Below are 24,358 nucleotides of genomic sequence, written 5' to 3' on the forward strand. Positions count from 1 at the left end.
GGCTGGCTATCGCTGCATTGCCGACGCCAGCCGTTTGCCCAAATCGTAGGCGAGATTCTCGATACCGGCTGTCCAGGACAGGTCAGCCTCTTTCACGCGGCTTTCGACATCGCTGTATTTGCCGATGCGGGCTTCTAAGAAGGAGCGCAGGCGCTGGTGGAACTGGCCAACGGTGAGCTGTTTTCCCTCGGCCCTGAACATCGCGGTATTGAAGCGCGCCGCCTTGGGGAAGATTTTGCTGGCCGTGGCATTGGGCGTCTCGTCGGCGTTCGACAGGAGCTGTGCTGCGCCGTTGGTGCCAAGGAAATGGGGGAGGTAAAGATCCCTTTCGTCCATGGCCTTCTTGAGACGGGCTTCGATGCGTTCCTTGGCCGCGAGAAGGTTCTTGGCCGCAAGTGCTGCCGACAGATAGGGATCGCGCCTGAATTCAAGAATGCGCTGTTCATCGGCCTTGTCGTCGACGAAATGGTGTTCGCGCTTGCCCTCTAAGCGGATCCGGATCAGTTCCGCTTCGTCGCCCAGACCGAACTCTGCGCCGTATTTCTTCACCGCCTCGAGCCATGTCTGGTCGAGGAACTGCATAAGACCAAGTGCCGACCCTTTAGGCGGGCGATTGTTGAGGTCGAAGGAGGACTCCTTCTCGGCGATCGCGAAAAGGGTGTCGGCAGGAAATTGGGTGTCCTTGGCGGCACGCAGAATCTCGCTGGCAATGTACTGCGACACCTTGTATTCGCCGAACTCGTGCACCGACATCCCGATGACGATCTGTTCCGCGCCTTCGGAAAGGATGGCCACGGTACCCTTCAATGCGTCGGCCAGTATGCCTTCTCCCTTGCGTCGGGAGGTCAACGTGGTGCCCGGATCGATGATGTCGAACTCGGGCGCGGCCGAGGGGAAACTCAGAGCGGAGGACGGAACAGCAGTGGCAACCGCGGCTTCGCTCACTCCGTTGACCAAGACTCCCGAATAGACCGGCCATGGCATGGCCGCCACTGTCGCCGCCAAGCCAAGCCCCGCGATCCTTTTCGACAAAGGCCGTCCGCCCGAAAGGATGACGTCTGCGCAAGCAAAGAATTCACGTGTTCTTTGGAGTGACGCCAGGTCCCCCTCCGTTCCATGTCTAGCCGCCCAGATACTTTGGGGCAGATCTATTTCCAACGTTGAGCCGTCAACGTCGAAAAAGACAAGAAGAACGGTCAGTGCTTGCTCTAGCTAATCATGGATCGTGGCGGTACAATGGCCGCAATGCGGCGAGGACAGTTCGTAATGTACAATAAGATGATTTTATCGAGCGTTGCGTAGGCGATGCGTTGCTTGTGAAGAGAGATCTTTTAGCCTTTGGCCGTCGCCAGATTGGCGACGATATATCCGGCTTCACCGAGCCGCTCTCTTGCAACGCGCGCCACTATTCCTGTTCCACAGGCGATATCGAGTAGACGATCGCCCGAAGACAATTCCAGCTCGTCAAGAGCCATCTCGGCCCATGGACGGAAGAGAGGGCCGACCAGCCACCGCTCGTACATCTGCGGGAAACTTGCCTGGTTCATTGCGTAACTGGGCAAGGTCATGATTGTCCTCCCTCAAATTTCCATCCGGCCATTGTGAGCCTTCTCCCGCGCTCCTTCGGCGAGTGCGATTCCAACGAAGCAAGAAAGTTGCAGTCGTTTCGGAGAAAAAGAATGCCAATATTTCATCGCGCCGATGCAAGGCTGTCATCCGGAAAGGGCGATCCATGGAGATACACGAAATCCGCTACTTCCGGGTAGCGTCGCTGTGCGTGACCCAGCCGGCGCTGACCCGCGCTATCCAGAAGCTCGAGGCCGAGCTTGGAGGGCATCTCTTCCACCGTGAGCATAGCCATGTCCATCTCACCGACTTTGCGCGTCTCATGCAGCCACATCGCCCAAATGCGCAGCGATTGAGTGTCGGTAGTCCTGGGTCGGGTCGGTATCGGTCCGAGGACCACCAGGGCGGCAGAACGCATCTAAAATCAGCTTCAGCAACAAACGCCTAGCCTGGCCAATCGAAGCTCTGGGCAGCTCGGACCATTGCCGCCGTCGCCGGGCTATAGGGCCGGCCCGGAACGCTAGCCAGGGACACGGTGCGTGCCACCGCGGGTTCGATCAGCGGACGCTGCAGAAGTTCAGGCGATGTCACCGAATATTCAGGCATGAAGGCGAAGCCGATCCGCGCCAGCACCATTGATTGGATCCAATCCTCGCGCTCGGAACGAAAGCGGGCATAAAGGCTGACGTTTCTTTCCCGGCATACACCCATCACCAGGTCCCGCATTTCGCAGGACAGACGGTCGACATAGGGTTCTTGAGAGAGATCGACCAACTTGATTGCATTGAGGCTCGCAAGCCGGTGATCCGGCGCGAATACGACGACGTAGCGCTCACTGTAGAGATCATGGACGCGGAAAGCCGCTCCCAGTCCCTCCAGCGGATTGAGGACGGCCAGATCGAGATCGCCTTGCTCAAGCCTGTTTTTCAGTTCCTGAACGCTCGCCTCGCTGACTTCCAGCTCGACACCATGATAGTCGCGCTGGAACTTTGCCAGGAACCGGGCGAGCTTCACATGGCCGATGGTCGACATGACGCCGAGGCGGATCGGCACCTGGTTGAGCAGCCTGAAATTGTCGGCAAGCGTCCTGGTTGCGTGGGCCTCCTGCATGATCTGCTGAAGATGCGGCAGAATGGAGCGCCCGAACTCACTCAGGAGGACGCGCTTTCCCTCGCGGTGGAACAAGGGCGCGCCAAGCTCATCCTCGAGCGTCTTGACCGCTTTGGTGAGCGCCGGCTGAGACACATTGCAATCGGTGGCTGCCTTGGTGAAATTCAGCATCTTCGCGGCAGCAAGCACGTAGCGGACCTGGAACATCTCCATGGCGAGCCCTCCCGAGGCGGTTCAACGAAACGACATTGTAGCCCTTTCATCGATAACTGTCGGCTATCGATCGATAGAAAAAATGTCGTTCTCTTTCGCCCGCCGCTGCATTCAACTCCTGTGGTCACTGTTCATAGGAGGAGATCTGGAAATGACTGTCTACATGGTGGAACGCGACCTCAAGGGCATCAGCATGGAAGCTCTGGGAGATGCGCAGAAGGCGGCGATCAGCCAGGCCGCCGAGATGACGTCCAAGGGCACCGACATCAGCTATCTGCGCTCGACCTTCGCACCGGAGGACGGGCGCTGCATGTGCCTGTTTGATGCTGTCTCCGATGCCGACGTGAAGCGTCTAAACGACGATGCAGGCCTGCCCTACCACAGAATCGTGCCGGCGCTCGATCTTACGCCATAAGGCCAGCACGACCGGGCTCGTGATGACCATCCGGGCCCGGTGTTCTTGCGGATCATGCGCAGCGCGCCAGGCTGATCATTTGGAACGACGGAAAGACCAAGACGTTCGTGCATACTGCATCCGCTAGCCACTGGTTCGACACTTGTTGTTCCCAGGAGTCGGAGGCGTACCATGTTTGGCAATTCGGGCATCATCCCTCTGCCTCACCCACTTGAGCGTCGTGTGGATACTCTTGCGCAGTCGTTCATGCGCCAGCGGCTCGGATCTCAGATGGACTTCTCGACCCCGGAAGGCGAGCCGGCGCTGTTACCGCCCACCTCGATATCCTGGCGTATTTTCAAGAACCCTGTTGCGCTCTTCATCGGCGGGGTTACTGCGGTGCTGCTCGAATTGGCGGAGCCGCGGGTTCGCGACGCCATTTGGCAGCACAGCACATTCCGCTCGCACGCGCTCCGACGATTACAGCGTACGGGCCTCGCTGCCTTGGTTACGGTCTACGGCCCTCGAACCAAGGCTAAGGCCATGATTGAAGGTGTGGTCAGGACGCATGGGCGCGTTTCAGGTCGAACCAGCGAAGGTGAGCCATACCACGCCACCGACCCGGAGTTGCTGGACTGGGTGCAAGCTACGGCCGGGTTTGGTTTCATGGAGGCGTATCACGTCTATGTGCATCGTCTGCATTTTTTCGAACGGGACGCGATGTTTGCTGAGGCTCGCCCCGTCGCACTTCTCTATGGTGCGGCCGGCTCGCCCACGTCACAGGCCGAGCTTTACGCGCTGTTCGACGCGATGAGGCAAAGACTCGTCGCGTCGCCGATCGTCTTGGAATTCCTGGAGATCATGGAAGACGTTCCCGCCTTGCCGGGAGTGGCTCAACCGCTTCAGCGGCCATTTCTGAAGGCGGCCGTCGAGATCCTACCGCGCTGGGTGCGCAAGCGCTTGGCACTCGGCGACCGCTGGACCCTGACGCCGTGGGAGCGTGCTTTTGTGAAGACTACGGCGGCAATCTGCGAGAGCATCGTGCTTCCTTCATCCCCGGCCGTTCAATCGTGCCGTCGCCTCGGCCTTTCCGAGAGCTATCTCTATCGCCGCCGTTGATTCAGGCTTGCCAACATTGATGGGGCCGCGCCACGGGTAGGAGACTAAAATTTTCAATACTGAGTGACCAGGACGGTTTGCTTGCGACCTCCGAGCGCCGGGAAGCGGACCCCCCGGCATCTCGCCCAAAGGTGCGCAGCGGTCTTGGGACAACCGATATGCACAAAATCAAGCCTGAGCCAGCGGATACTGTTCCTTCAGCGTCTTCAGCACCTGATCGCCGGGCATCGGCGCGCCGAACATGAAGCTCTGCACATATTCGCAGCCCATCTGGCGCAGTTCGAGCGCATCGCTTTCATCCGAAATGCCCTCGGCCACGACCGAAAGGCCGAGTTCATGCGCCATGTTGACCATGGATTTGAGCAGCACCGCGCGCTTCGGTGTCGCGTCGTCGACAAAGCTCTTGTCGATTTTGATCGTGTCGAAGGGAAAGCGCGTCAGATAGGCCAGCGAGGAATAGCCGGTGCCGAAATCGTCCAGCGACAGGCCGATGCCAAGCTTCTTCAGCTTGTTCAGCACATGAGCTGTCTGCTCGGGATTGTCCATCACCAGCGATTCGGTGAGTTCGAGCCGGAAGCAGCGCGGCTTCAGGTTGGCCCGCGCGATCACCGAGCGGACGTCGCTGACCAGATCGCGGCGGATGAGCTGACGGCTGGACAGGTTGACCGAAACCGACAGCGGCGCGTCGCCGATCTGCTTTTGCCATCCCGCCAGATCTTCGGCGGCCTGTTGCATAGCGAACAGGCCAAGCTGCACGATCAGGCCGCAGCTCTCGGCGACCGGGATGAAATCGCCCGGCGGGATCATGCCGCGGCGCGGATGCTCCCAGCGCAAAAGCGCCTCGAAGCCGGCAACACTGCCGTCTTCCAGCCGCACGATGGGCTGGTAGGCGAGTGTGAATTCGCGCCGTTCAATGGCGCGGCGCAGGTCGGACTCGAACTGCAGTCGGTCGGTGCCGACGGTCCGGAAGGCGGGGCGGAACGGCTCGATCCTGTCGCCGCCAAAACGTTTGGCCTGGTGCATGGCAAGCTCGGCGTCCTTGACCATGTCCTCGGCCGAACTCTGCGCCGAGGTCCAGGTGACCAGCCCGATCGAGGCGGTCAGCACGATCTCACGCTTGGCAAAGGTGATGGGATTGTTGATCGCATGCTTGATGGCGTCGGCAACGGCTGCGATGCGGGCCGGGTCCTGTTCGGAAAGCAGCATCAGCGCGAACTGGTCGCCGGCAAAACGCGACAGCGAATCCTTCGGCTTGAGCAACCGGTGCAGCCGGCGCGCAACGGTCAGCAGGATGGTATCGCCGGCCGAGATGCCGAGCCCGTCATTGACCTGCTTGAACCGGTCGATGTCGATGACGAAGACGGTCGGACGCACTTTCTCTTCCGTGCGCGCGATCGAAATGATCGCCTCCAGCCGATTCATCAGCAATTCCCGGTTCGGCAGGCCAGTCAGATTGTCATGCACGGCATCGTGCAGCAGCCTCTCCTCGGACTTTTTCTGCTCCGTCACGTCGACCATGGTGCCGACGCAGCGGATGACCTCGCCGTCCGATCCGATCACCGGCCGTGCGCGCAGCGAAAACCAGTGATAGTGCCCGTCGGCGCCGCGCAGGCGGAAATTCTGCGACACCCGGCCGCGCCGGTGTTCGAGCACCACGTCGAGCGTGGTACGGAACGTGTCGCGGTCGTCGGCATGAAGTACCGGCAGCCAGTTGCGAGCAGCTCCGCCCAGGCTGTCGGGCGCAAGTCCAAGCTGGATGCTGACATCCGGCCTGGTGACGACGCGGTCGCGCATCACGTCCCAGTCCCACACCGTGTCGCCCGATCCGGCGACGGCCAGCGCCTGCCGTTCGAGATCGGAGAACAGGCCCTGATGCAGTGCGCCGCCGGCAAAGGCGTGCTGCATGACGGTGAAGCCGATCAGCAGGATGATGAGGATCAGCCCGCCGCCCAGTGCCGGCTGGGCGATGTCGTTGTCGAGCATGCCGGTGATCGCCATCCACGACCCGCATAGCCACAACAGGACCATGACCCAACTGGGCACCAGCATGATGGCACGGTCGTAGCCGCGTATGCCGAGGAAGATGATCAGGCCGAGGCCGGTCAGCGCGGTGGCGGCGAAGGACAGCCTGGCGATGCCGGCGGCGACCGCCGGATCGACGATCGCAACGCCAGCGATCAGCAGCAGCCCCAGAATCCAGACCAGCGCGCCGTAACTGAAATGGCCGTGCCATCGGTTGAGGTTGAGATAGGCGAACAGGAACACCACGAAGGTCGCTGCAAGCGCCACCTCCGTTCCGGCTCGCCACATCTGTTCGTTGCCGGGCGATATTTCCAGGACCTTGTTGAGAAAGCCGAAATCGATGCAGATATAGGCGAGCACCGCCCAGGCGAGTGCTGCGGTTGCCGGGAACATCGAGGTCCCCTTGACCACGAAAAGGATGGTCAGGAACAGCGCCAGAAGGCCGGCGATGCCGATGACGATGCCGCGAAACAGCGTGTAGGAATTGACCGAGTCCTTGTAGGATTCCGGATCCCATAGATATACCTGCGGCAGTTTGGGCGAGGCAAGTTCGGCAATAAAGGTGATCACCGTTCCGGGGTTCAGCGTCACCCGGAACACATCGGCGTCGGGGCTGCTCTGGCGGTCAAGCGCGAAGCCCTCGCTGGGCGTGATCGCGGCAATGCGGGTCGAGCCGAGATCCGGCCAGAAGATGCCGGAATTCACCAGCCGGAAATGCGGTGCGACAATCAGCCTGTCGAGCTGCTGGTCGGTGGTGTTGGCAAGTGCGAACACCGCCCAGTCGCCGGTCGAGCGCGCATCATTGGCCTCGACCTCGATGCGCCGCACGATGCCGTCCGGGCCTGGAGCGGTCGACACCTGAAAGTTCTCGCCCTGGTTGCGGTAGATTTCGACGGCGCCCGAAAGGTCGAGCGCCACGTCGTCGCGGGCGATCTTGATCGGCTCGACGGCGAAGGCCGAGGACGCCGCGCAGAGCACGACGATTGCCGTCAGCACAAAGGCGAACAACGACCCGATTCGCAGGAAATTCGTCAAAATTAGTCCTTCGTTCCCGCGCCCGGCGGATCGTCTTCGATCCGGGCGTAGAGGTAGTGGTCCTGCCAGATGCCATTGATCCTGAGATAGGATCGCAGAAGTCCTTCGCGCCGGAATCCGGCTTTTTCAAGCACGCGGATCGACCGGGCATTGTCGGGAATACAGGCAGCTTCGATCCGGTGCAACCTCAGCGTATCGAAGGCGAAGCGCGTCACGATCTTGACCGCGTCGGTCATCAGACCACGGCCGCTGTAGCGCTCGCCGATCCAGTAGCCGATATGGCCGCTTTGCGCGACACCGTGGCGGATGTTGCCGAGGGTGATTCCTCCGACAAGCTTGCCGCTGCCTTTCTCGAAGATGAAGAAGGCTATGGCCGTTCCCTGCGCATAGTCTTCGCGATAGCGGCTGAGGCGATGCCGCCAGGCCGTGCGGTCGAGCTCGTCGGGGTTCCACCGCGGCTCCCACGGCTCCAGGAAGGCGCGGCTTTCCCCGCGCAGCACCGACCATTCGCGGTAGTCGTTGGTCAGCGGCACGCGCAGCGTGACCCGGTCACCCTTCAGTGCCGGCAGGTCACGGCGAAAGAAAGGGAGCGCGAACATGACGCTTTGATGGACTTTAGCCGGCGAGCTTTCGGGCCGTGGTCTGCGTGCCCGAAAGCGATTCGAGGACCGCCTCATAGGGAGCGAGCGTACCCACCGGTCCGACGGCAGTCAGCGTCGGCTTGGTCGAAAACAGCCGTGACGACAGGTCCGTCAGCCGCTCGACCGTCAGCGCCGACAGCCGTTCCATCAGCTCTTCCTTCGCGATCGGCCGGCCGAACAGCAGCATTTGCCGGGCGATCTGCGAGGCGCGGCTGGCCGGGCTTTCGGCGGACATGATCAGGCCTGCACGGTACTGGGCACGTGCCCGGTCGAGTTCCTCCTGCAGGATGTTCTCGCCGACCTTCTGCAACTCGTCGATGACCACCGGCACCAGCTCGGCGATGTCGCTCTGCCCGGTCGCGGCATGGACGCCGAATATGCCGGTATCGGAAAAACCCCAGTGGAAGGCATAAACCGAATAGCACAGCCCGCGCTTTTCGCGGACCTCCTGGAAAAGACGCGACGACATGCCGCCGCCAAGGATCATCGACAGGACCTGCGAGGCGTAGAAATCGCGTACATGATAGGCGCGGCCCTCGAACCCCAGCACGATCTGCGCGTCCATCAGGTCGCGGTCCTCGCGAAAATCGCCGCCGACATATTGCGCAAATTGTGGCATCGAGTTGTCGGACTTGCTGCGGAAACCGCCAAGGTGCTTCTCGACCTCCCGCACGAAATTGTCGTGCTTGATGTCGCCGGCGGCGACGACCACCATGCGCTCGGCGCCATATTGCCGTTCGATGAATTTGTGCAATTGCTTCGAGGTGAAGGATTTGACGGTTTCCGGCGTGCCAAGGATGGAGCGGCCGATTGTCTGGTGGCGGAAGGCCGTTTCGGTGAAGCGGTCGAAGACGATGTCGTCGGGCGTATCGTGAGCGGCGCCGATCTCCTGCAGGATCACATGCTGCTCGCGCTCCAGCTCCTGTGGGTCGAACTCGGATTCCTGCAAGATGTCGGAGAGGATATCGACGGCCAGGGGCACGTCGTCGCTCAGCACCCTGGCATAATAGGAGGTGGTCTCGACACTGGTAGCGGCATTGATCTCGCCGCCGACATCCTCGATTTCCGAGGCGATCTCGAAGGCGCTTCGCCTTCTGGTTCCCTTGAACGCCATATGTTCAAGCAAGTGGGCCATTCCGTGCTCTTCGCTACGCTCGTTGCGGGCGCCTGATTTGACCCAGGCACCAAGAGCGACGGATTCGAGGCTTGGAAGGGTTTCGGTGGCGACTGTCAGGCCGTTCGACAGACGGCTTACCTCAACACCCATATAGCTGATACTCCCTAACTTGCCGCCCGCGTGTGGCGGCTAACATAATCTTCCACCATTTTCAGGTCGGATGGAAGTACCGTGTATTTTTCCTCTGATGTCATCAACCCGCCTAGCCATGCGGGCAGGGTCGGCGACACGCCGCTGGCGGCTTCGACGGCGGCCGGGAACTTTGCCGGATGGGCGGTGCCCAGCACCACCATCGGCACGGCATTGGTGGCCTTCGCAGCCGCAACATGCATGGCTGCGGCCGTATGCGGGTCGAGCAGATAGTCGCTGGCTGCGAGCGTCGAGCGGATCGTAGCGGCGACTTCGTCCATGGTCGAACGGCCGGCATCGAATTCGGAGCGGATCCTGGCGATCTCGCCCGCTTCGATGGTGAAGGCGCCGGACTGCTTGAGGCCGCTCATGTAGCGCCGCACGGTCGAGGCGTCGCGGCCGGCCGCCTCGAACAGCAAGCGCTCGAAATTCGAAGAAACCTGGATGTCCATAGACGGCGACGTGGTCGAAAAGACGCCTTTCGTGCGATATTCGCCGCTCGACAGCGTGCGCGCCAGAATGTCGTTATCGTTGGTCGCGATGATCAGCCGCTCGATCGGCAGCCCCATCTTCTTGGCGGCGTAGCCGGCGAAGATGTCGCCGAAATTGCCGGTTGGTACGGTGTAGGAAACCGGCCGGTCGGGCGCGCCGAGCGACATCGCCGATGAGAAATAATAGACGATCTGGGCCATGATGCGGGCCCAGTTGATGGAATTGACGCCGGACAGCGATACCCGGTCGCGAAAAGCGTGATCGTTGAACATGTCCTTCACCAGCCCCTGGCAATCGTCGAAATTGCCTTCGACCGCGATTGCATGGACATTTGCGGCAGAGGACGTCGTCATCTGCCGCTGCTGCACCGGCGAGACCCGGCCGTGCGGGAAAAGAACGAAGATGTCGGTGCTGTTGCGCCCGGCGAAGGCATCGATGGCGGCGCCGCCGGTGTCGCCGGATGTGGCGCCGACAATGGTGGCGCGCTGGTCGCGTTCGGCAAGCACATGGTCCATCAGACGGGCGAGAAGCTGCATAGCCACGTCCTTGAAGGCAAGCGTCGGGCCATGGAAGAGTTCCAGAACGAACATGTTCGAGCCGGTCTGCACCAGCGGGCAGACCGCCTCGTGACGGAAGGCCGCATAGGCTTCGCGCACCAGGCGTTCGAACACCGGCATCGCGATCTCGCCGCCGACAAACGGCGACAGCACGCGGATGGCGAGGTCGGGATAGGCAAGGCCGCGCATGGCGCGGATCTCTGCCGCCGAAAACTGCGGCCAGGTATCAGGCACATAAAGACCGCCATCGCGCGCCAAGCCCGCCAGCACCGCGTCGGAAAATCCAAGCACGGGCGCTTCCCCGCGGGTACTCACATATTGCATCGTCATGTTCCATTGCTGCCGGGCGGTTTCGTCCGCGGCAAAGTGGTTAATTTCCGGACTTGTTCAGTCGCATTTTTGCCGCGCGGTTGATATACGTCACCCGCTTTGCGAGAGGGAAGTGCAGTTCATGGCGTTTCATACATTCAACGGTCGTTTTGTCGCGGGTCTGGCGCTCACTGGCTTTATGCTTACCGCCGCCGGCTGCCAATCAGGCGGCAATGGCATCCTGGGCTTCGGAAAGACGGACACAACACCGCCACCACCGCCGGACCCCAAGGTTCTCGCCAGCCAATTGCAGGCCTATTGTCCGAAAGTGACGCTGCGCGACGGCACCGCCTTCTTCAACACCTATGCCAAGGGCAGCCAAAAGCCCAAGAAAAAAGCCGCCGCTCAGGACGCCGAAGCTGCCGCGCTTGACGCGAGCAGCGACCAGCAGGACGATTCCGCGAAGATCATCTATCAGGCCTCGATCACCGATGTGACCCGCGACTGCAACCGTGCCAACGGCTCGCTGACGATGAAGATAGCCGTCGCCGGCAAGGTCGTTCCGGGACCGATGTTCAGCCCGGGTACCATCACCATGCCGATCCGTATCGCTGTGATGCATGGCACCGAGGTCCTTTACTCGCAGCTTCACCAACATCAGGTCCAGGTTACCAATCCCTCGAGTGCCACCCAGTTCGTCTTCACCGATTCGAACGTTGTCGTTCCCGAGCCCACCGCGCGGGACTATCAGGCGTTCGCCGGCTATGACGAAGGTCCGCCGAAGAAGACCGACAAAAGGATTGCCGTGGCCGAATAGCGGCGGCCTTGGAGCCGCCTACGGTCGGAGGCGCATGCGTCACGCATCCGCCGACCATTCCGACAGGGCGGCGATCACGCTTTTCAGCTCCGCCCAGCGGCGGATGACCGTTTCGGCGCCGGCCTCGGTCAGCGCGTCGGCATGTCCGGGATAGCTGTGCGCCGCTCCGGTGAAGCCGATCACACGCATGCCGGCTGTCCTGGCGCCGGTCACACCGTGCACGGAATCCTCGATGACGAAGGTGTTCGCTGGGTCGGCCTTGAGTTTTTCCGCGGCAAAGAGAAACACGTCGGGCGCCGGCTTGGATTTTCCGCTCGGCGTTTCCAGCGAGGAAAAAATGTGCCCAGTGAAAAACGGCAGCAGACGCACCTTCTCCAACATGAATTCGATCCGCTCGGTGCGCGAATTCGAGCAGATGCAGCGCGGTGCTGTCACCGCGGCGACTGCCTCGTGCACCCCGTCGACGGCGCGCACGTCGGCGCGCAGCCGGCGGTCAACCAGCTCTTCGGCACGATCGATCAGCGAGGCCTGGAACGGGATGCGAGACTTCTCTTCGACACGCATCATGATGTCCTTGAAGGTCAGCCCGGCATAGGTTTCAGAAAGCTCCTCGGCCGATATCTCGTAACCGGCCGACGTCAAAAGCTCGGCTTCGATGCGGGCGGCAATGATTTCGGAATCGACGAGCACGCCGTCGCAATCGAAGATGACAAGGTCTGGCTGAGGCATAGCGATCCGGAAAGCGGGAGGGAGGGGCTGAGACGGTTCAGGCGGCGCGGCATACACCAACAGACCGGTCTTCGCAAATTACCTGGGCTCCGGACCCTCGGCCTTCATCGAATATTTACGCTGATCGGTAACCATAACAGGGAGTAAACAGTAACGCGTGCTTTGGGTGTCACAATGTCTGCCGTGCGTCTTCTCGACGAGCTTTCCCATGCTCCCCAGCAATCCGAATGGCTGGATACGATCCTGAAGGGCGATTGCGTCGCCGCGCTCGACCGGCTGCCCGAAAAATCCATCGACGTGATCTTTGCCGATCCGCCCTACAATCTGCAGCTCGACGGCGATCTGCATCGTCCCGACCAGTCCAGGGTCGATGCCGTCGACGACGACTGGGACCAGTTCGCGAGTTTTGAGGTCTACGACGCCTTCACTCGCGCCTGGCTGCTGGCGGCGCGCCGCGTGCTGAAACCCAACGGCACCATCTGGGTCATCGGCTCCTACCACAACATTTTCAGGGTCGGCGCCAAGATGCAGGATCTGGGGTACTGGATCCTCAACGATGTCGTGTGGCGTAAGACCAATCCGATGCCGAATTTCCGTGGCCGCCGCTTTCAGAACGCCCATGAGACGATGATCTGGGCCTCGCGTGACCAAAAGGGCAAGGGCTACACCTTCAACTACGAAGCGCTGAAGGCGTCGAATGACGACATCCAGATGCGTTCCGACTGGCTGTTTCCGATCTGCACCGGCGGCGAGCGCCTGAAGAATGAAAATGGCGACAAGCTGCATCCGACCCAGAAGCCCGAGGCGCTGCTCGCCCGCATCATGATGGCCTCGACGAAGCCCGGCGATATCGTGCTCGATCCTTTCTTCGGCTCCGGCACCACCGGCGCCGTGGCCAAGCGCCTCGGCCGCCATTTCGTCGGCATCGAGCGTGAGCAGGCCTATATCGACGCCGCCAACGAGCGCATCGATGCAGTCCGGCCGCTGGACCGCGCTGATCTCACCGTGCTCACCGGCAAGCGCGCCGAGCCGCGCGTTGCTTTCGTCAGCCTCATCGACACCGGGCTGATGCTGCCGGGTGCCACACTCTATGACGCCAAGAAGCGCTGGGCGGCCAGGGTGCGCGCCGACGGCACGGTGGCGGTCGGCGACAGCGCCGGATCGATCCACAAGATCGGCGCGGAAGTTCAGGGGCTGGATGCCTGCAACGGCTGGACCTTCTGGCATTATGAGCGCAGCGGCGGCCTGACCCCGATCGACGAGCTTCGCCGTATCGCCCGCCTCGGCATGGAGCGGGCAGGGGCCTGACGAACGGATCGTATGTGTCTGCCATGTTAAAGCGGATTATCAATCGGCCTGTCGAAGTGATTCAAATCACACTCTGACCCCCAGCCCTCTGAGGTCCGCCTCGAGCGTCTTTGCGTCAGTGAACAGCACCGACTGCCAGCCGGCCGCCTTGGCACCGTCGACATTTTTCGGGCTGTCGTCGATGAACAGCGTGGCCGCGGGCTCGAGGCCGAACGTGGTCACATGATGGTCGTAAATGCCGCGATCCGGCTTGATCATGCCGATCTCGCCCGAAATGGTCACACCGCGCGGACGGTTGAGAAAGTCGAAACGCTGCCGGGCTTCAGCCAGCGTGTCGGCGGCGAAATTGGTCAGCATGGTGACGTCGTGGCCGCTGTCGATCAGCTTCTCCATGATCTGGACGCTGTCGTCATAAGCGTGCGGCACCATCTCGTGCCAGAGGCGGCGGAAGTTGCGGATGTTTTCGGCGTGGTCCGGGTGTTCGGCGATCAGCAGCGCCTCGGCCTCTTCCCAGGTCCGGCCGCGGTCCTGCTCGATGTTCCAGTCATGCGTGCAGACATTGTCGAAGAACCATTTCCGCTCGTCGGCGTCGGGGATCAATCGGCTGAAGGGCAAGTTCGGATCGTAGTGGATCAGCACTTTGCCGATGTCGAAAACGATGTGGCGGATTTCGGTCATTCTAGTCCTCGTTCAATGCAATTCATGTGGGGTGATGTAGGCGATTCAATGTGCGCGCTGCTTCTTCGTCGCGCCCGGTATCGCCGCTTCGATTACCTTTTTCATGACGGTGGGCAGCGCTTCGCCGGAAATTTCGTGGGCCAGCGACCAGAAATGACCCGCCGGGGCGGCGCCATCGGTCATCGCTTTGAAGACGTCGAGTTCGAGCGCAAAATGGGTGAAGACATGGCCAATCCGCCCGGTTGGCCGCCAGTTGCCGGGGAAGGGCGCTGCCGCGTCCGTGGTGGCGCCGTCGATCCGCGCGGTCCAGCCGGTCGTCGGTACTTCGGTCATGCCGCCGAGCAGGCCTTTATCCGCACGTTTGCGCAAAAGAATGGCGCCATCGTCACGTACGGCAACGAAGGCAGCCCCGCGCCGCAACGGTTTCTCGCCCTTCGGCAGGCGGACAGGAAAGCGCTCGGGATCGCTTGAAACAGTGGCGCTGCAATCCTCTCGCAGCGGGCACAGCATGCAACGCGGCCGGCGCGGCGTGCAGATCGTCGCGCCCAAATCCATCATCGCCTGGGCGAAATCGCCCGGTCTGGTCGCTGGAACCATTCGCTCGACATAGGCGCGTATGTCTCCCTTGGCTTCGCTCAGCGGCGTGGCAATCGAGAACAGCCGGGAAACGACCCGCTCGACATTGCCGTCGACGACCGCGGCCGGCTGGTCGTAGGCGATCGCCGCGATCGCCGCCGCCGTGTAGGCGCCGATGCCGGGCAGCTCTCTCAAGGCAGTCTGCGTGTCCGGAAACCTGCCGCCTTGCCGTGCGACGAGATCGGCGCAGGCCTTGAGATTGCGCGCGCGGGAATAATAGCCGAGCCCGGCCCAGGCTTTCATGACATCTTCGGCCTGTGCCGCAGCCAACGCCTCAACATCAGGCCATTTCTGGACAAAGGCCCGGAAATAGGATTTTACCGCTTCGACCGTGGTCTGCTGCAGCATGACTTCGGAAAGCCAGACGCGGTATGGATGGGGCCGTATGCCGCTTGCCAACTCGCGCGGCGCAACGCGCCACGGCAAGTCGCGGTGATACGCGTCGTACCAGGCGAGCAGGCGGGACGCGATCGCGCCGCTGTCTCCAGACGCGGCTCTGCCGCTGTCTCCAGACGCGGCTCTGCCGCTGTCTCCAGACGCGGCTCTGCCGCTGTCTCCGGATGCGGTCTTGCGGGTCTGGTCGTGCAGTGCCATTGATCGAGGACTGGCCTAACCGATGCGTGGTGAAGGTCGTGACTGGAGAACGCACATGGCAGGGAAAAGGCCCTTCGGCAATCCCGTTCCGGTGAGTGATCTCGCAACCCAGATTCTCGATCCGGTGTTGCGGAAGCGGGCCGGCATGTCGATCGGGCTCGTCCAGTCCTGGGAGGAAATTGCCGGGCCGCGGCTCGCCAGCCGTTCGCGCCCTGAAAAGATCCAGTGGCCGCGCCGCATGCATGAAGATGATCCGTTCGAGCCGGCGGTTCTGGTCATCGCCTGCGAAGGCATGGCCGCGCTCCATCTGCAGCACGAGACCGGCGAGATCATTAACAGGGTCAACGCCTTCCTCGGCTTCAACGCTATCGGCCGGATCAGAATCGTACAAAAGCCGGTGACGGCGGACAAAGGGCGGCCTAAACCAAGCTTTCGGCCGCTGACCGCGGCCGAGAAGGTAAAGTTGTCAGGCACTGTCGGAATGATCGAGGATGACGGACTGCGCGCTTCGCTGGAGCGGCTCGGCGCCACCATTCTCGGTCAAAAGAAGACTTGAATTTTATGCATGTCGTCCGCCCAAAACCGCTGCGCACTTTTGGGCGACAAGCATTGATCTCGCGCTTTCGTGATCGCGTACACAAGGTTTGGCGATTGGAATGGGGACGGGGATGCCTTAATTCGCGCCAACTCTCGCCTTTTCTAGCCTTTGCATTGCAAAATCCTACCATTGTCAGGTGATTCGTATGACCCGTCTTTTGTCCCGCAGAAACCTCTTGTCGTCGCTGGCCGCCATTCCGGCGGTGGCACTGCTCGCCGCCTGCAGCGACTCGGGCGAGAAAGCCGTGCCGCAGGATGCAAAGCCTGCGGCTCCCGCCGATGCGATGAAGCCGGCCGATCCGGCGAAGCCGGCCACTGCAGCCGCGGTCAAGGCGCCTGAGGCCCAGGGCACGGTGGACATGGCGGCTCTGCTGAAACCCGGCACACTGCCCGACGAGCAACTGGGCAAGGACGACGCGAAGGTCACCATTGTCGAATATGCCTCGATGACCTGCCCGCACTGTGCGCATTTCCACGAAACCACCCTGCCGGAGCTGAAGACGAAATATATCGACACCGGCAAGGCCCGCCTTATCCTGCGCGAATTTCCGTTCGACCCCAGCGCCGAGGCCGGTTTCATGCTGGCGCGCTGCTCCAAGGACAATTATTTCCCGATGGTGGACGTTCTGTTCAGGCAGCAGGCGAACTGGGCAGGTGTTGCCAATACCAAGGACGCCCTGCTGCAAATCTCCAAGATGGCCGGTTTTACACAGGAGTCGTTCGAGGCCTGCTTGACGGACCAGAAACTTCTGGACGATGTGAGATCGGTCCAAAAGCGCGGCGCCGATGAATTCAAGGTCGACTCGACGCCGACCTTCTTTATCAACGGGAAGACCTACAAGGGGGCGCTGTCGATTGAGGAAATCTCGGCCATTATCGACCCTCTGCTCTGACGTTTCAGCGGCGCCGAAGCGGCTGCGCTTAGGCGTGCGTGGCTTTTTGTCGTGCCGCGCGCCTGGCGCCCTGTCGCAAAACCGCCGAACAGTTTTGCGGAACCCGCTTATTGGGCGGCGCGAATGAAGTTTTCGCGCCTTCGCCTGCTCGGTTTCAAGTCCTTCGTCGAACCCGGCGAGTTCGTCATCGAACGCGGCCTGACCGGCATCGTCGGGCCGAACGGCTGCGGCAAGTCGAACCTTGTCGAGGCGCTGCGCTGGGTGATGGGCGAAAGCTCGTACAAGAACATGCGTGCGTCCGGCATGGACGACGTCATCTTTTCCGGTTCGGGAACGCGTCCTGCCCGCAACACCGCCGAAGTCACGCTTTTCCTCGACAACAGCGACCGTAGCGCGCCTTCCGCCTTCAACGACGCAGACGAACTGCAGGTTTCACGCCGCATCGAGCGCGAGGCGGGTTCGCTTTACCGCATCAATGGGAAGGAAGCCCGCGCCAAGGACGTGCAGCTGCTTTTCGCCGACCAGTCGACCGGCGCGCGCTCGCCCTCGATGGTCGGGCAAGGCCGCATCGGCGAGCTGATCCAGGCAAAGCCGCAGGCGCGCCGCGCGCTGCTAGAAGAGGCGGCCGGAATTTCGGGTCTGCACACACGCCGCCACGAGGCGGAACTGCGTCTGAAGGCGGCCGAACAGAATCTGGAACGGCTGGACGACGTCGTCGGCGAGCTGGAAAGCCAGATCGAAAGCCTGAAGCGCCAGGCCCGCCAGGCCTCGCGCTTCAAGAACCTGTCGGCCGACATCCGCAAGGCCGAGGCGACGCTGCTGCATCTACGCTGGACGTTGGCCAAAACACAAGAAGGCGAGGCGCGCTCGGCGCTGGCGATTGCCACGGCACTGGTCGGCGACCGCGCCGCCGCCCAGATGGCTGCCGCCAGGGAGCAAGGGATCGGCGCGCATCGGTTGCCGGAACTGCGCGATGCGGAAGCCGCCGCCGCTGCCGCCTTCCAGCGCCTGTCGATCGCCAAGACGCAGATCGAAGAGGAAGCGGGCCGCATCCGCGCCCGCCAAGCAGAACTCGACCGCCGGCTCCAGCAGCTCGACGGCGACATCGTCCGCGAGGAGCGGATGGTCCGCGACAATGCGGATATTCTTGAGCGCCTCGCCGCCGAAGAAGTCGTGCTCAACACTGAGAACGCCGGCGCCGCCGACCGTGAGGCCAGCACCCGCGCGGCGGTCGAACAGGCGGCGTCGACGCTTGCCGCGAGTGAAGCTAAACTCGCCGGGCTGACGGCCGAACGGGCGGAGGCCGCCGCCTCCCGCAACCAGATCGAACGAACGCTGCGCGACACCGCTGAGCGCCGCGACCGTTTCGCCCGCCAGCTCGCCGATGTCGACCGGGAATTGTCCGACATCGCTTCGAGGGTCGCCGGCCTGCCCGATCCCGCCGAGAAGCGGCTGCTGGTCGAACAGGCCGTGGCGCTGCTCGAGGAGACCGAAGCCGCAGCGATTGCCGCCGAACAGGCTGTCGCCGAGGAGCGCGCGGCGGAAAGTGCTTCCCGCCCGCCGGTTCAGGATGCAAAGGCCGAGCTGGCGCGGATTGAAACTGAGGCCCGTACACTGGCCAAGATCCTGAATGCCGCGAGCGGCGACCTCTTCCCCTCTGTCCTGGAGCAGATCAGCGTCGAACGCGGCTACGAGACGGCGCTGGGCGCCGCCCTTGGCGAGGATCTCGACGTGCCGCTCGACCGCAGCGCGCCGGTGCATTGGGGGCAAAGCGAGATCCAGCCCGGCGACGCCGCTCTACCCGAAGGCATCAAGAGCCTTGCCAGCGTGGTGCGCGCGCCGGCGCAACTGGCCCGCCGATTGGCGCAGATCGGCATCGTCGAGACCGGCGACGGAAAGCGGCTGCAGGCGCTGCTTGCTCCCGGGCAACGGCTGGTCAGCCGCGAAGGGGCGCTTTGGCGTTGGGATGGGTTCACCGCCAGCGCCGACGCGCCGACCGCGGCCGCGCAGCGGTTGGCGCAGAAAAACCGGCTGGCCGAGCTCGACGCCGAGGCGGTCCACGCGACCCGCATCCTGCGCCAGGCCGAAGAGGCTCTTGCCCATGCCGAGCAGGCGCTTGCCCGGGCGAGCGAGGCCGAGCGCTACGCCCGTCAAGCCGGGCGTGATGCCCAGCATGGGCTGGACGCCGCCCGCAACGCGCTGGCCGAGGCCGAGAAGGCCGGCGGCGAGCTGTCGAGCCGACGCGCCGCACTTGACGAGGCCCGCGCGCGTATCGTCGACAGCCATGAAGAGACGGCGGCAGCATTCGTCGAGGCGGAGATGCTGCTGCAAAGCGCTCCCGACCTCGGTGATCTGCAGTTGCAGCTCGAACAGTCGGCCGCCAACGTCGCTCGCGACCGCGCCACCCTTGCCGATGCCCGCGCCGTCCATGAAGGCTTGAGGCGGGAAGCCGAAGCGCGAACGCGCCGCCTCGACGCCATCGGCCAGGAACGCCGCAACTGGCTGGAGCGCGCCGAAAACGCCTCGACGCAGATCGCGGCACTCGGCGAACGCAAGGCCGAGGCCGAGGCCGAGCGCGAAAGACTGGCCGACGCACCCGACGAGATCGACGCCAAGCGGCGCGCCTTGCTGTCGCAGCTTGCCGAAGCCGAAAGCCTGCGCCAGGCAGCCGGCGACCGGTTGCAGGAGGCGGAGAACAAGCAGTCCGACCTGGACAAGGCCGCGACATCAGCAATCCAGTCGTTGGCCGAGGCGCGCGAAACGCGCGTCCGCGCCGAAGAGCGGCTGACCGCTGCCGACGAAAGACGGCTGGAGGTCGAGGCGCGCATTCAGGAAACGCTGAACACGCCGCCGCATCTGGTCATCCGCCACACCGGCCTGGAGGCCGACAGCCCGATGCCGGAGATGACTGAGATCGAGCGTCAGCTCGACCGGCTGAAGATCGAGCGCGAGCGCCTGGGCGCCGTCAATCTGCGCGCCGAGGAAGAGCAGAAGGAATTGTCCGATCGGCTGGAGACCATCGTTTCCGAACGCGAGGACATCATCGAGGCCATCCGCAAGCTGCGGCAGGCGATCCAGAGCCTGAACCGCGAAGGCCGCGAACGGCTGCTGGCTGCCTTCGACGTGGTCAACGGTCATTTCCAGCGGCTGTTTTCGCATCTGTTCGGCGGCGGGACGGCGGAACTGCAACTGATCGAGTCCGACGATCCGCTCGAGGCCGGTCTCGAAATCCTTGCGCGGCCGCCCGGCAAGAAGCCGCAGACGATGACGCTGCTTTCCGGCGGCGAACAGGCGTTGACGGCGATGTCTCTGATCTTCGCCGTGTTCCTGACCAATCCCGCGCCGATCTGCGTGCTCGACGAAGTCGACGCACCGCTCGACGATCACAATGTCGAGCGTTTCTGCAATCTGATGGACGAAATGGCCGCCACCACCGAGACACGCTTTGTCATCATCACGCACAACCCGATTACCATGGCCCGCATGGACCGGCTGTTCGGAGTGACCATGGCCGAGCAGGGCGTCAGCCAGCTCGTGTCGGTCGACCTGCAGGCGGCCGAGGCCCTGCGCGAGGCAAGCTGATGCGTCGACAGCACAGCTTGTCGGTGGCGCCTATTGGCTGTAGCACGAGCTGAGACGGTCCTTCATTCGGATGTAGCATTTCGATGTTGCGCATGATCCTTTCGAAAATCGATCTCTATTTCGCGATCACGTGCCAGCATATGCATGGAGAACCTTGGTGCCCATACTTGTCACCGGAGCCGCAGGATTCATCGGCAGTCATGTTTGCCATCATCTCCTGAGCAGGGGAGAGGCGGTCGTCGGCGTCGACAATATGAACGACTACTACGACCTGGCGCTCAAAAAGGGGCGTCTCGCCCGCTTGCAGCCTCACAAGGATTTTTCATTTCATGAGATCGAGATCGCCGAACAGGGCGCGCTCGCTACCGCTTTGGCCGGACAAGGCATAACCAGGATTGTCCATCTCGCCGCGCAGGCAGGTGTGCGCCATTCACTCGACAATCCGAGGCTTTATATCCGTTCCAACGTCGTCGGCCATCTCGAAGTGCTCGAATTCTGTCGCGCGCAGCCCGCATTCGAGCATCTGGTCTATGCCTCGTCGAGTTCGGTCTATGGCGGCAACCGCAAGGTGCCATTCAGCGAGACCGATCAGGTCGACAGGCCCGTCTCGCTCTACGCCGCCACCAAGAAGTCAGATGAATTGATGAGCCACACCTACGCCCATCTCTTCGGCGTTCCGCAGACTGGACTGCGGTTTTTCACCGTCTACGGCCCTTGGGGCCGGCCCGACATGGCCTATTGGATATTCACCAAGGCGATGCTCGAGGGCAAGCCGATCCGAGTGTTCAATAATGGCGAGATGTGGCGGGATTTCACCTATGTTGACGATGTGGTGCGGGCGGTCGTTGCCGTGCTCGACAAGCCGCCCATGGCCGAGGCCCCACCCAGCAGGATTTACAATGTCGGCAACAACCGGCCGGTGCGGCTGGGCGATTTCATCGACACTCTGGAAAGACTGCTCGGTGTAAAGGCGATCCGCCACAGCGAGCCGATGCAGAGCAGCGACGTCGAGCGGACCTATGCCGACATGACGGCACTGGAGCGCGATTTCGGCTTCAAGCCGAGCGTTTCGATCGAAGATGGTCTGAAGAAATTCGTCGACTGGTACCGGTCCGAATGGGTTGCAGGATCAACGACAAGGTGACTGCGGCCTGAGTGTCGTCGTTGCCTGTTGGCATCCGCGTTTGCGGCCCCGCGACTTCGCTCCGGCCACTAACAGAATGGCATCATTGCCGCTCGATCATCGCCTTAGCCCGGCCATGAAGGTCTTTACTCTGGCAGGGTCGACCTGGTTCCACCAGACGCCGTCATGCTTCAGTGCACTGGCGACGATGACGCCATCGACGATGCCAAGGATATCGTTAGCATTGTCGGGCGTCACGCCGCTGCCGACCAGCGTCGGTAGGCCGGCGGCCTCCTTGATCATGCGGATGTAGCTCAGATCCGCAGCGTGCCCGGTGCGCTGACCGGTCGCAATGATGGCGTCGGCGTCGAAGAAGACCAGATCCTTGACCAGTTCCTCCACTGGCCGGTCGGCAACGATGGCGTGTGCGCCATGCTTGACATGAGCATCGGCGAAAACGCGGATGCCGTTGGCGCGAAGCTTGGCGCGGTAGCGCGCCGCGCGACCCGACTCGCCCTCGACAAAACCCTCGTTGGCGACATAGGCGTTCGCCCATTGATTGACGCGGATGAAACCCGCGCCGGCGGCACTGGCGATCGCAAGGGCAGGGATCGCGGCGTTAGCGAGCACATTGATGCCGACCGGCTTGCCGAGTTCGCGGCGGATACGGTCGGAAACGACCGCCATATAGGCCGCTGTCTCCGGTCCGATATCGTCAGGTTTTGCAAAGGGGATGTCGCCATGATTCTCGACGATCACGCCGTCACATCCGCCGTCGAGATAGGACCTCGCATCATCGAGACCCCGCTGATAGATCGCCTCGACCGCCTCGCCGTCAAAGCGCGGCGAGCCAGGAAGCGGCGCAAGATGAACGACACCGATCACCACCTTGGTGCGGCCGAAAAGTTCTACGAGCGCGTCGGCGCCTGATTGGCCGAGTTGGGTCATGAGAGCTCCGTTTCATCGATGAGCGCCGCCATTTCAGGCGCGGAAGGACAGGATATCAATGTGCCCGGGCGAGTCACCGCAATTGCCGCGGCCGCGAGCGCGAACTTCAGCGCTGAGGTAACCGACATTCCTTTGGAAAGCCCGCCGGCCAGACAGCCGCAAAACACATCGCCGGCGCCGCTGGTGTCGAGCGCTTCGATGCGGGGCGCCGGCAAACGAAGCGGTGCTTCCTGGTCCGGGCCAAGCACGAGACAACCTTCCGCGCCAAGTGTGATCACGACTGTTCCGGCGCCTTTGGCCGCGAGCGCGTCGGCCGCAGCTGCCATATCACCCTCGCCGGTCAGTGCTTTCGCCTCGGATTGGTTCACGACCAACAGCTGCGCCAGACCGAAGTCAGGCAAAGCCGCCGCATTGATAGGACTGGCGTTCAGGACGGTGCGCGCGCCATTTTCCTGTGCTGCCCGCAGGCAGGCATTTATCGCGGCGCCTCGCAGGTTTCCCTGACAGACGACGATGTCGCCGAACGAGATCCGTCGCGCAAGTGCCGTTTGCGCGATCGGATCGAACGCTTCGCTGCAGGCGACACCGCTGACGATGAAGTTCTCGCCGCCGGCCTCAATGACGATGGTCGAGCGGTCGCTCGGCAGGTCGAATTCGCTCACCTCGAGGTCGGACAACTCCCTGTCGAGAGAGGCTCGGATCCATGCGCCTGCGCGGTCCTTGCCGAGCGCCGTCCAAAACGTCACCGCAGCACCCGTGCGCGCGGCCGCAACGGCCTGGTTTGCGCCTTTGCCGCCGAGGCCGTCGGCGTAGCTGCTGGCGTTCAAAGTCTCGCCGGCGGCGGGGAAGCGGCCGACGCGAAACATCGTGTCTACGCAGGCATTGCCCAAGACATGGACATGCATCGCTCAGCTCTCACCGGTCGCCCAGCTCAGCATCTGTTCGAACAGGGTTTTGTAGCCTTTCCAGGCGATGAACTCCGGTGGCAGCCAATGCGGCCCGACATCGGATGTCCAGGCCACAGTGCGGCCCTTGCCATAGTGGCCGGCGACGAGCAGCGGCAGCGATCCGTAATCCGATGACACGGTTGCCAGAACTTCCGCCCCGTCTTTCAGCGTCACCTCGTTGAAGCCGAGCAGGATTGGCCAAGCCGAACCGAGACCCTTCAAGATCGGGTGGTCCGAGGAGCCTTTCAGAACAGGCGAAAACCCTTCCGGCACCTCGACGCGGTCGTCGAAGGCGAGGCAGTTCACCGGCAGCACCTCCTCGACCGGCGTCTTGCGATAGCGCGCGCCGCCATTAATGCCCTGGAAGCTATAATAGCCGCCAAACATCAAAAGCCCGCCGCCGTCGCGCACATAATCGCGCAGCAGGCGCAAACGGTTCGGCGTCGGCTTCGAGTGAACCCAAGTGTCGGGATGCAGAAGCAGCGTGTTGGCGCCGATGTCGGAGAGCACCACCGCATCATAGGCCGAAAGCGCCTCCATTGTTTGCGGAAAGCTGCGCTGCGCCTCATGCGCCGGCATGAAGGTCACATCGAAGTCGGTCGCCTTCAGCGCCGTCAGCAATTCGTCGGCGCCGGTGTGGTAGGTGACCGTCGGAAACTGGTCGAAGCCTTTGATATGGGTCGCGGTCGACACCCAGGATTCACCGGCTAGCAGAATCTTTTTCTTGGACATTTGAACTCCG

22 protein-coding genes are annotated in these 24,358 nt (G+C 62.4%); 9 read left to right on the forward strand and 13 right to left on the reverse strand.

The genetic code is table 11. The features are described from left to right. Window positions 1-6 precede the first annotated feature (6 nt). Together ACWUKX_RS03630 and ACWUKX_RS03635 are read right to left on the reverse strand one after the other, a co-directional pair. Window positions 7-1,032 carry a transglycosylase SLT domain-containing protein gene (locus ACWUKX_RS03630; protein WP_456003915.1) on the reverse strand — a complete coding sequence of 342 codons (1,026 nt, stop codon included), beginning with the start codon at window positions 1,030-1,032 and terminating at the stop codon, window positions 7-9. Window positions 1,033-1,331: 299 nt separating this feature from the next. Further along, window positions 1,332-1,568, reverse strand: a complete 237-nt coding sequence (locus ACWUKX_RS03635; RefSeq protein WP_456003917.1) for a hypothetical protein — start codon at window positions 1,566-1,568, stop codon at window positions 1,332-1,334. A gap of 164 nt (window positions 1,569-1,732) precedes the next feature. Here ACWUKX_RS03635 and ACWUKX_RS03640 point away from each other — a divergent pair, with 164 nt between their 5' ends. Then, window positions 1,733-2,014 (forward strand): LysR family transcriptional regulator, encoded by a 282-nt coding sequence (locus tag ACWUKX_RS03640; RefSeq protein ID WP_456003919.1) that lies wholly within the window; start codon window positions 1,733-1,735, stop codon window positions 2,012-2,014. Here ACWUKX_RS03640 and ACWUKX_RS03645 read toward each other — a convergent pair. Continuing rightward, complete coding sequence (locus ACWUKX_RS03645) at window positions 2,011-2,889, reverse strand: LysR family transcriptional regulator (RefSeq protein ID WP_036267457.1); 879 nt, start codon at window positions 2,887-2,889, stop codon at window positions 2,011-2,013. The two genes, ACWUKX_RS03640 and ACWUKX_RS03645, sit on opposite strands and share 4 nt — an antisense overlap. Here ACWUKX_RS03645 and ACWUKX_RS03650 point away from each other — a divergent pair. Together ACWUKX_RS03650 and ACWUKX_RS03655 are read left to right on the forward strand one after the other, a co-directional pair. Beyond that, window positions 2,888-3,304, forward strand: a complete 417-nt coding sequence (locus tag ACWUKX_RS03650; RefSeq protein WP_456003921.1) for a DUF4242 domain-containing protein — start codon at window positions 2,888-2,890, stop codon at window positions 3,302-3,304. The two genes, ACWUKX_RS03645 and ACWUKX_RS03650, sit on opposite strands and share 2 nt — an antisense overlap. Window positions 3,305-3,475: 171 nt before the next feature. Continuing rightward, the gene (locus ACWUKX_RS03655; protein ID WP_456003923.1) at window positions 3,476-4,402 is read left to right on the forward strand and encodes an oxygenase MpaB family protein; all 927 of its coding nucleotides are present in this window, start codon (window positions 3,476-3,478) and stop codon (window positions 4,400-4,402) included. A gap of 168 nt (window positions 4,403-4,570) precedes the next feature. Here the strand turns inward: ACWUKX_RS03655 and ACWUKX_RS03660 are convergent, their stop codons facing one another. From ACWUKX_RS03660 to thrC, 4 genes are read right to left on the reverse strand one after another with little or no spacing between them, the layout of a single operon-like run. Next, window positions 4,571-7,459 (reverse strand): EAL domain-containing protein, encoded by a 2,889-nt coding sequence (locus ACWUKX_RS03660; RefSeq protein ID WP_456003925.1) that lies wholly within the window; start codon window positions 7,457-7,459, stop codon window positions 4,571-4,573. Between the two features lie 2 nt (window positions 7,460-7,461). Then, window positions 7,462-8,058: a GNAT family N-acetyltransferase gene (locus ACWUKX_RS03665; protein WP_456003927.1), complete on the reverse strand. Its 597-nt coding sequence runs from the start codon at window positions 8,056-8,058 to the stop codon at window positions 7,462-7,464. 16 nt (window positions 8,059-8,074) lie between these two features. Next, window positions 8,075-9,367 (reverse strand): M16 family metallopeptidase, encoded by a 1,293-nt coding sequence (locus tag ACWUKX_RS03670; RefSeq protein WP_456003929.1) that lies wholly within the window; start codon window positions 9,365-9,367, stop codon window positions 8,075-8,077. Window positions 9,368-9,381: 14 nt separating this feature from the next. Beyond that, a complete protein-coding gene (thrC, locus tag ACWUKX_RS03675) occupies window positions 9,382-10,779 on the reverse strand; it encodes a threonine synthase (RefSeq protein WP_456003931.1) in 1,398 nt (465 codons plus the stop codon). A 127-nt stretch (window positions 10,780-10,906) separates the two neighbouring features. On the opposite strand from thrC, the gene ACWUKX_RS03680 reads away from it, so the two are divergent. Then, the gene (locus ACWUKX_RS03680; RefSeq protein WP_456003933.1) at window positions 10,907-11,581 is read left to right on the forward strand and encodes a hypothetical protein; all 675 of its coding nucleotides are present in this window, start codon (window positions 10,907-10,909) and stop codon (window positions 11,579-11,581) included. Window positions 11,582-11,620: 39 nt separating this feature from the next. Here the strand turns inward: ACWUKX_RS03680 and ACWUKX_RS03685 are convergent, their stop codons facing one another. Continuing rightward, entirely contained in the window at window positions 11,621-12,310 is a 690-nt protein-coding gene (locus ACWUKX_RS03685) for an HAD family hydrolase (protein WP_029355665.1), read from the reverse strand. Window positions 12,311-12,484: 174 nt separating this feature from the next. On the opposite strand from ACWUKX_RS03685, the gene ACWUKX_RS03690 reads away from it, so the two are divergent. Then, a complete protein-coding gene (locus tag ACWUKX_RS03690) occupies window positions 12,485-13,618 on the forward strand; it encodes a site-specific DNA-methyltransferase (RefSeq protein ID WP_029355667.1) in 1,134 nt (377 codons plus the stop codon). A gap of 66 nt (window positions 13,619-13,684) precedes the next feature. Here ACWUKX_RS03690 and ACWUKX_RS03695 read toward each other — a convergent pair whose 3' ends face one another. Continuing rightward, window positions 13,685-14,296 (reverse strand): HAD family hydrolase, encoded by a 612-nt coding sequence (locus tag ACWUKX_RS03695; RefSeq protein WP_456003935.1) that lies wholly within the window; start codon window positions 14,294-14,296, stop codon window positions 13,685-13,687. A 45-nt stretch (window positions 14,297-14,341) separates the two neighbouring features. After that, entirely contained in the window at window positions 14,342-15,526 is a 1,185-nt protein-coding gene (gene mutY, locus ACWUKX_RS03700) for an A/G-specific adenine glycosylase (RefSeq protein ID WP_456003937.1), read from the reverse strand. 55 nt (window positions 15,527-15,581) lie between these two features. Here mutY and ACWUKX_RS03705 point away from each other — a divergent pair, with 55 nt between their 5' ends. The 4 genes from ACWUKX_RS03705 to ACWUKX_RS03720 all read left to right on the forward strand — a co-directional run bounded on the left by ACWUKX_RS03705 (window position 15,582) and on the right by ACWUKX_RS03720 (window position 21,742). Then, window positions 15,582-16,082, forward strand: coding sequence for a DUF721 domain-containing protein (locus ACWUKX_RS03705; RefSeq protein WP_029355672.1), 501 nt, complete (start codon window positions 15,582-15,584; stop codon window positions 16,080-16,082). Window positions 16,083-16,269: 187 nt separating this feature from the next. Beyond that, the gene (locus tag ACWUKX_RS03710; protein ID WP_456003939.1) at window positions 16,270-17,016 is read left to right on the forward strand and encodes a DsbA family protein; all 747 of its coding nucleotides are present in this window, start codon (window positions 16,270-16,272) and stop codon (window positions 17,014-17,016) included. A 123-nt stretch (window positions 17,017-17,139) separates the two neighbouring features. Beyond that, the gene (smc, locus tag ACWUKX_RS03715) at window positions 17,140-20,598 is read left to right on the forward strand and encodes a chromosome segregation protein SMC (RefSeq protein ID WP_456003941.1); all 3,459 of its coding nucleotides are present in this window, start codon (window positions 17,140-17,142) and stop codon (window positions 20,596-20,598) included. A gap of 157 nt (window positions 20,599-20,755) precedes the next feature. After that, window positions 20,756-21,742, forward strand: a complete 987-nt coding sequence (locus tag ACWUKX_RS03720; protein ID WP_456003943.1) for an NAD-dependent epimerase/dehydratase family protein — start codon at window positions 20,756-20,758, stop codon at window positions 21,740-21,742. 96 nt (window positions 21,743-21,838) lie between these two features. Here ACWUKX_RS03720 and ACWUKX_RS03725 read toward each other — a convergent pair whose 3' ends face one another. From ACWUKX_RS03725 to ACWUKX_RS03735, 3 genes are read right to left on the reverse strand one after another with little or no spacing between them, the layout of a single operon-like run. After that, entirely contained in the window at window positions 21,839-22,669 is an 831-nt protein-coding gene (locus tag ACWUKX_RS03725) for a BtpA/SgcQ family protein (RefSeq protein ID WP_287094205.1), read from the reverse strand. Further along, complete coding sequence (locus tag ACWUKX_RS03730) at window positions 22,666-23,574, reverse strand: PfkB family carbohydrate kinase (protein ID WP_456003945.1); 909 nt, start codon at window positions 23,572-23,574, stop codon at window positions 22,666-22,668. Before ACWUKX_RS03730 ends, ACWUKX_RS03725 begins: the two co-directional genes overlap by 4 nt. 3 nt (window positions 23,575-23,577) lie before the next feature. Continuing rightward, window positions 23,578-24,348 (reverse strand): glutamine amidotransferase, encoded by a 771-nt coding sequence (locus tag ACWUKX_RS03735; protein WP_029355679.1) that lies wholly within the window; start codon window positions 24,346-24,348, stop codon window positions 23,578-23,580. Between the last annotated feature and the right edge of the window lie 10 nt (window positions 24,349-24,358).

Source organism: Mesorhizobium sp. f-mel, assembly GCF_053850215.1.

What these genes read in the sequence shown, in the direction of transcription:
- ACWUKX_RS03635 (WP_456003917.1), bottom strand. Translation starts at nt 1,568, where the DNA reads ATGACCTTGCCCAGTTACGCAATGAACCAGGCAAGTTTCCCGCAGATG.
- ACWUKX_RS03640 (WP_456003919.1), top strand. Translation starts at nt 1,733, where the DNA reads ATGGAGATACACGAAATCCGCTACTTCCGGGTAGCGTCGCTGTGCGTG.
- ACWUKX_RS03650 (WP_456003921.1), top strand. Translation starts at nt 2,888, where the DNA reads ATGGCGAGCCCTCCCGAGGCGGTTCAACGAAACGACATTGTAGCCCTT.
- ACWUKX_RS03645 (WP_036267457.1), bottom strand. Translation starts at nt 2,889, where the DNA reads ATGGAGATGTTCCAGGTCCGCTACGTGCTTGCTGCCGCGAAGATGCTG.
- ACWUKX_RS03655 (WP_456003923.1), top strand. Translation starts at nt 3,476, where the DNA reads ATGTTTGGCAATTCGGGCATCATCCCTCTGCCTCACCCACTTGAGCGT.
- ACWUKX_RS03665 (WP_456003927.1), bottom strand. Translation starts at nt 8,058, where the DNA reads ATGTTCGCGCTCCCTTTCTTTCGCCGTGACCTGCCGGCACTGAAGGGT.
- ACWUKX_RS03670 (WP_456003929.1), bottom strand. Translation starts at nt 9,367, where the DNA reads ATGGGTGTTGAGGTAAGCCGTCTGTCGAACGGCCTGACAGTCGCCACC.
- thrC (WP_456003931.1), bottom strand. Translation starts at nt 10,779, where the DNA reads ATGCAATATGTGAGTACCCGCGGGGAAGCGCCCGTGCTTGGATTTTCC.
- ACWUKX_RS03680 (WP_456003933.1), top strand. Translation starts at nt 10,907, where the DNA reads ATGGCGTTTCATACATTCAACGGTCGTTTTGTCGCGGGTCTGGCGCTC.
- ACWUKX_RS03685 (WP_029355665.1), bottom strand. Translation starts at nt 12,310, where the DNA reads ATGCCTCAGCCAGACCTTGTCATCTTCGATTGCGACGGCGTGCTCGTC.
- ACWUKX_RS03690 (WP_029355667.1), top strand. Translation starts at nt 12,485, where the DNA reads ATGTCTGCCGTGCGTCTTCTCGACGAGCTTTCCCATGCTCCCCAGCAA.
- ACWUKX_RS03695 (WP_456003935.1), bottom strand. Translation starts at nt 14,296, where the DNA reads ATGACCGAAATCCGCCACATCGTTTTCGACATCGGCAAAGTGCTGATC.
- mutY (WP_456003937.1), bottom strand. Translation starts at nt 15,526, where the DNA reads ATGGCACTGCACGACCAGACCCGCAAGACCGCATCCGGAGACAGCGGC.
- ACWUKX_RS03705 (WP_029355672.1), top strand. Translation starts at nt 15,582, where the DNA reads ATGGCAGGGAAAAGGCCCTTCGGCAATCCCGTTCCGGTGAGTGATCTC.
- ACWUKX_RS03710 (WP_456003939.1), top strand. Translation starts at nt 16,270, where the DNA reads ATGACCCGTCTTTTGTCCCGCAGAAACCTCTTGTCGTCGCTGGCCGCC.
- smc (WP_456003941.1), top strand. Translation starts at nt 17,140, where the DNA reads ATGAAGTTTTCGCGCCTTCGCCTGCTCGGTTTCAAGTCCTTCGTCGAA.
- ACWUKX_RS03725 (WP_287094205.1), bottom strand. Translation starts at nt 22,669, where the DNA reads ATGACCCAACTCGGCCAATCAGGCGCCGACGCGCTCGTAGAACTTTTC.
- ACWUKX_RS03730 (WP_456003945.1), bottom strand. Translation starts at nt 23,574, where the DNA reads ATGCATGTCCATGTCTTGGGCAATGCCTGCGTAGACACGATGTTTCGC.
- ACWUKX_RS03735 (WP_029355679.1), bottom strand. Translation starts at nt 24,348, where the DNA reads ATGTCCAAGAAAAAGATTCTGCTAGCCGGTGAATCCTGGGTGTCGACC.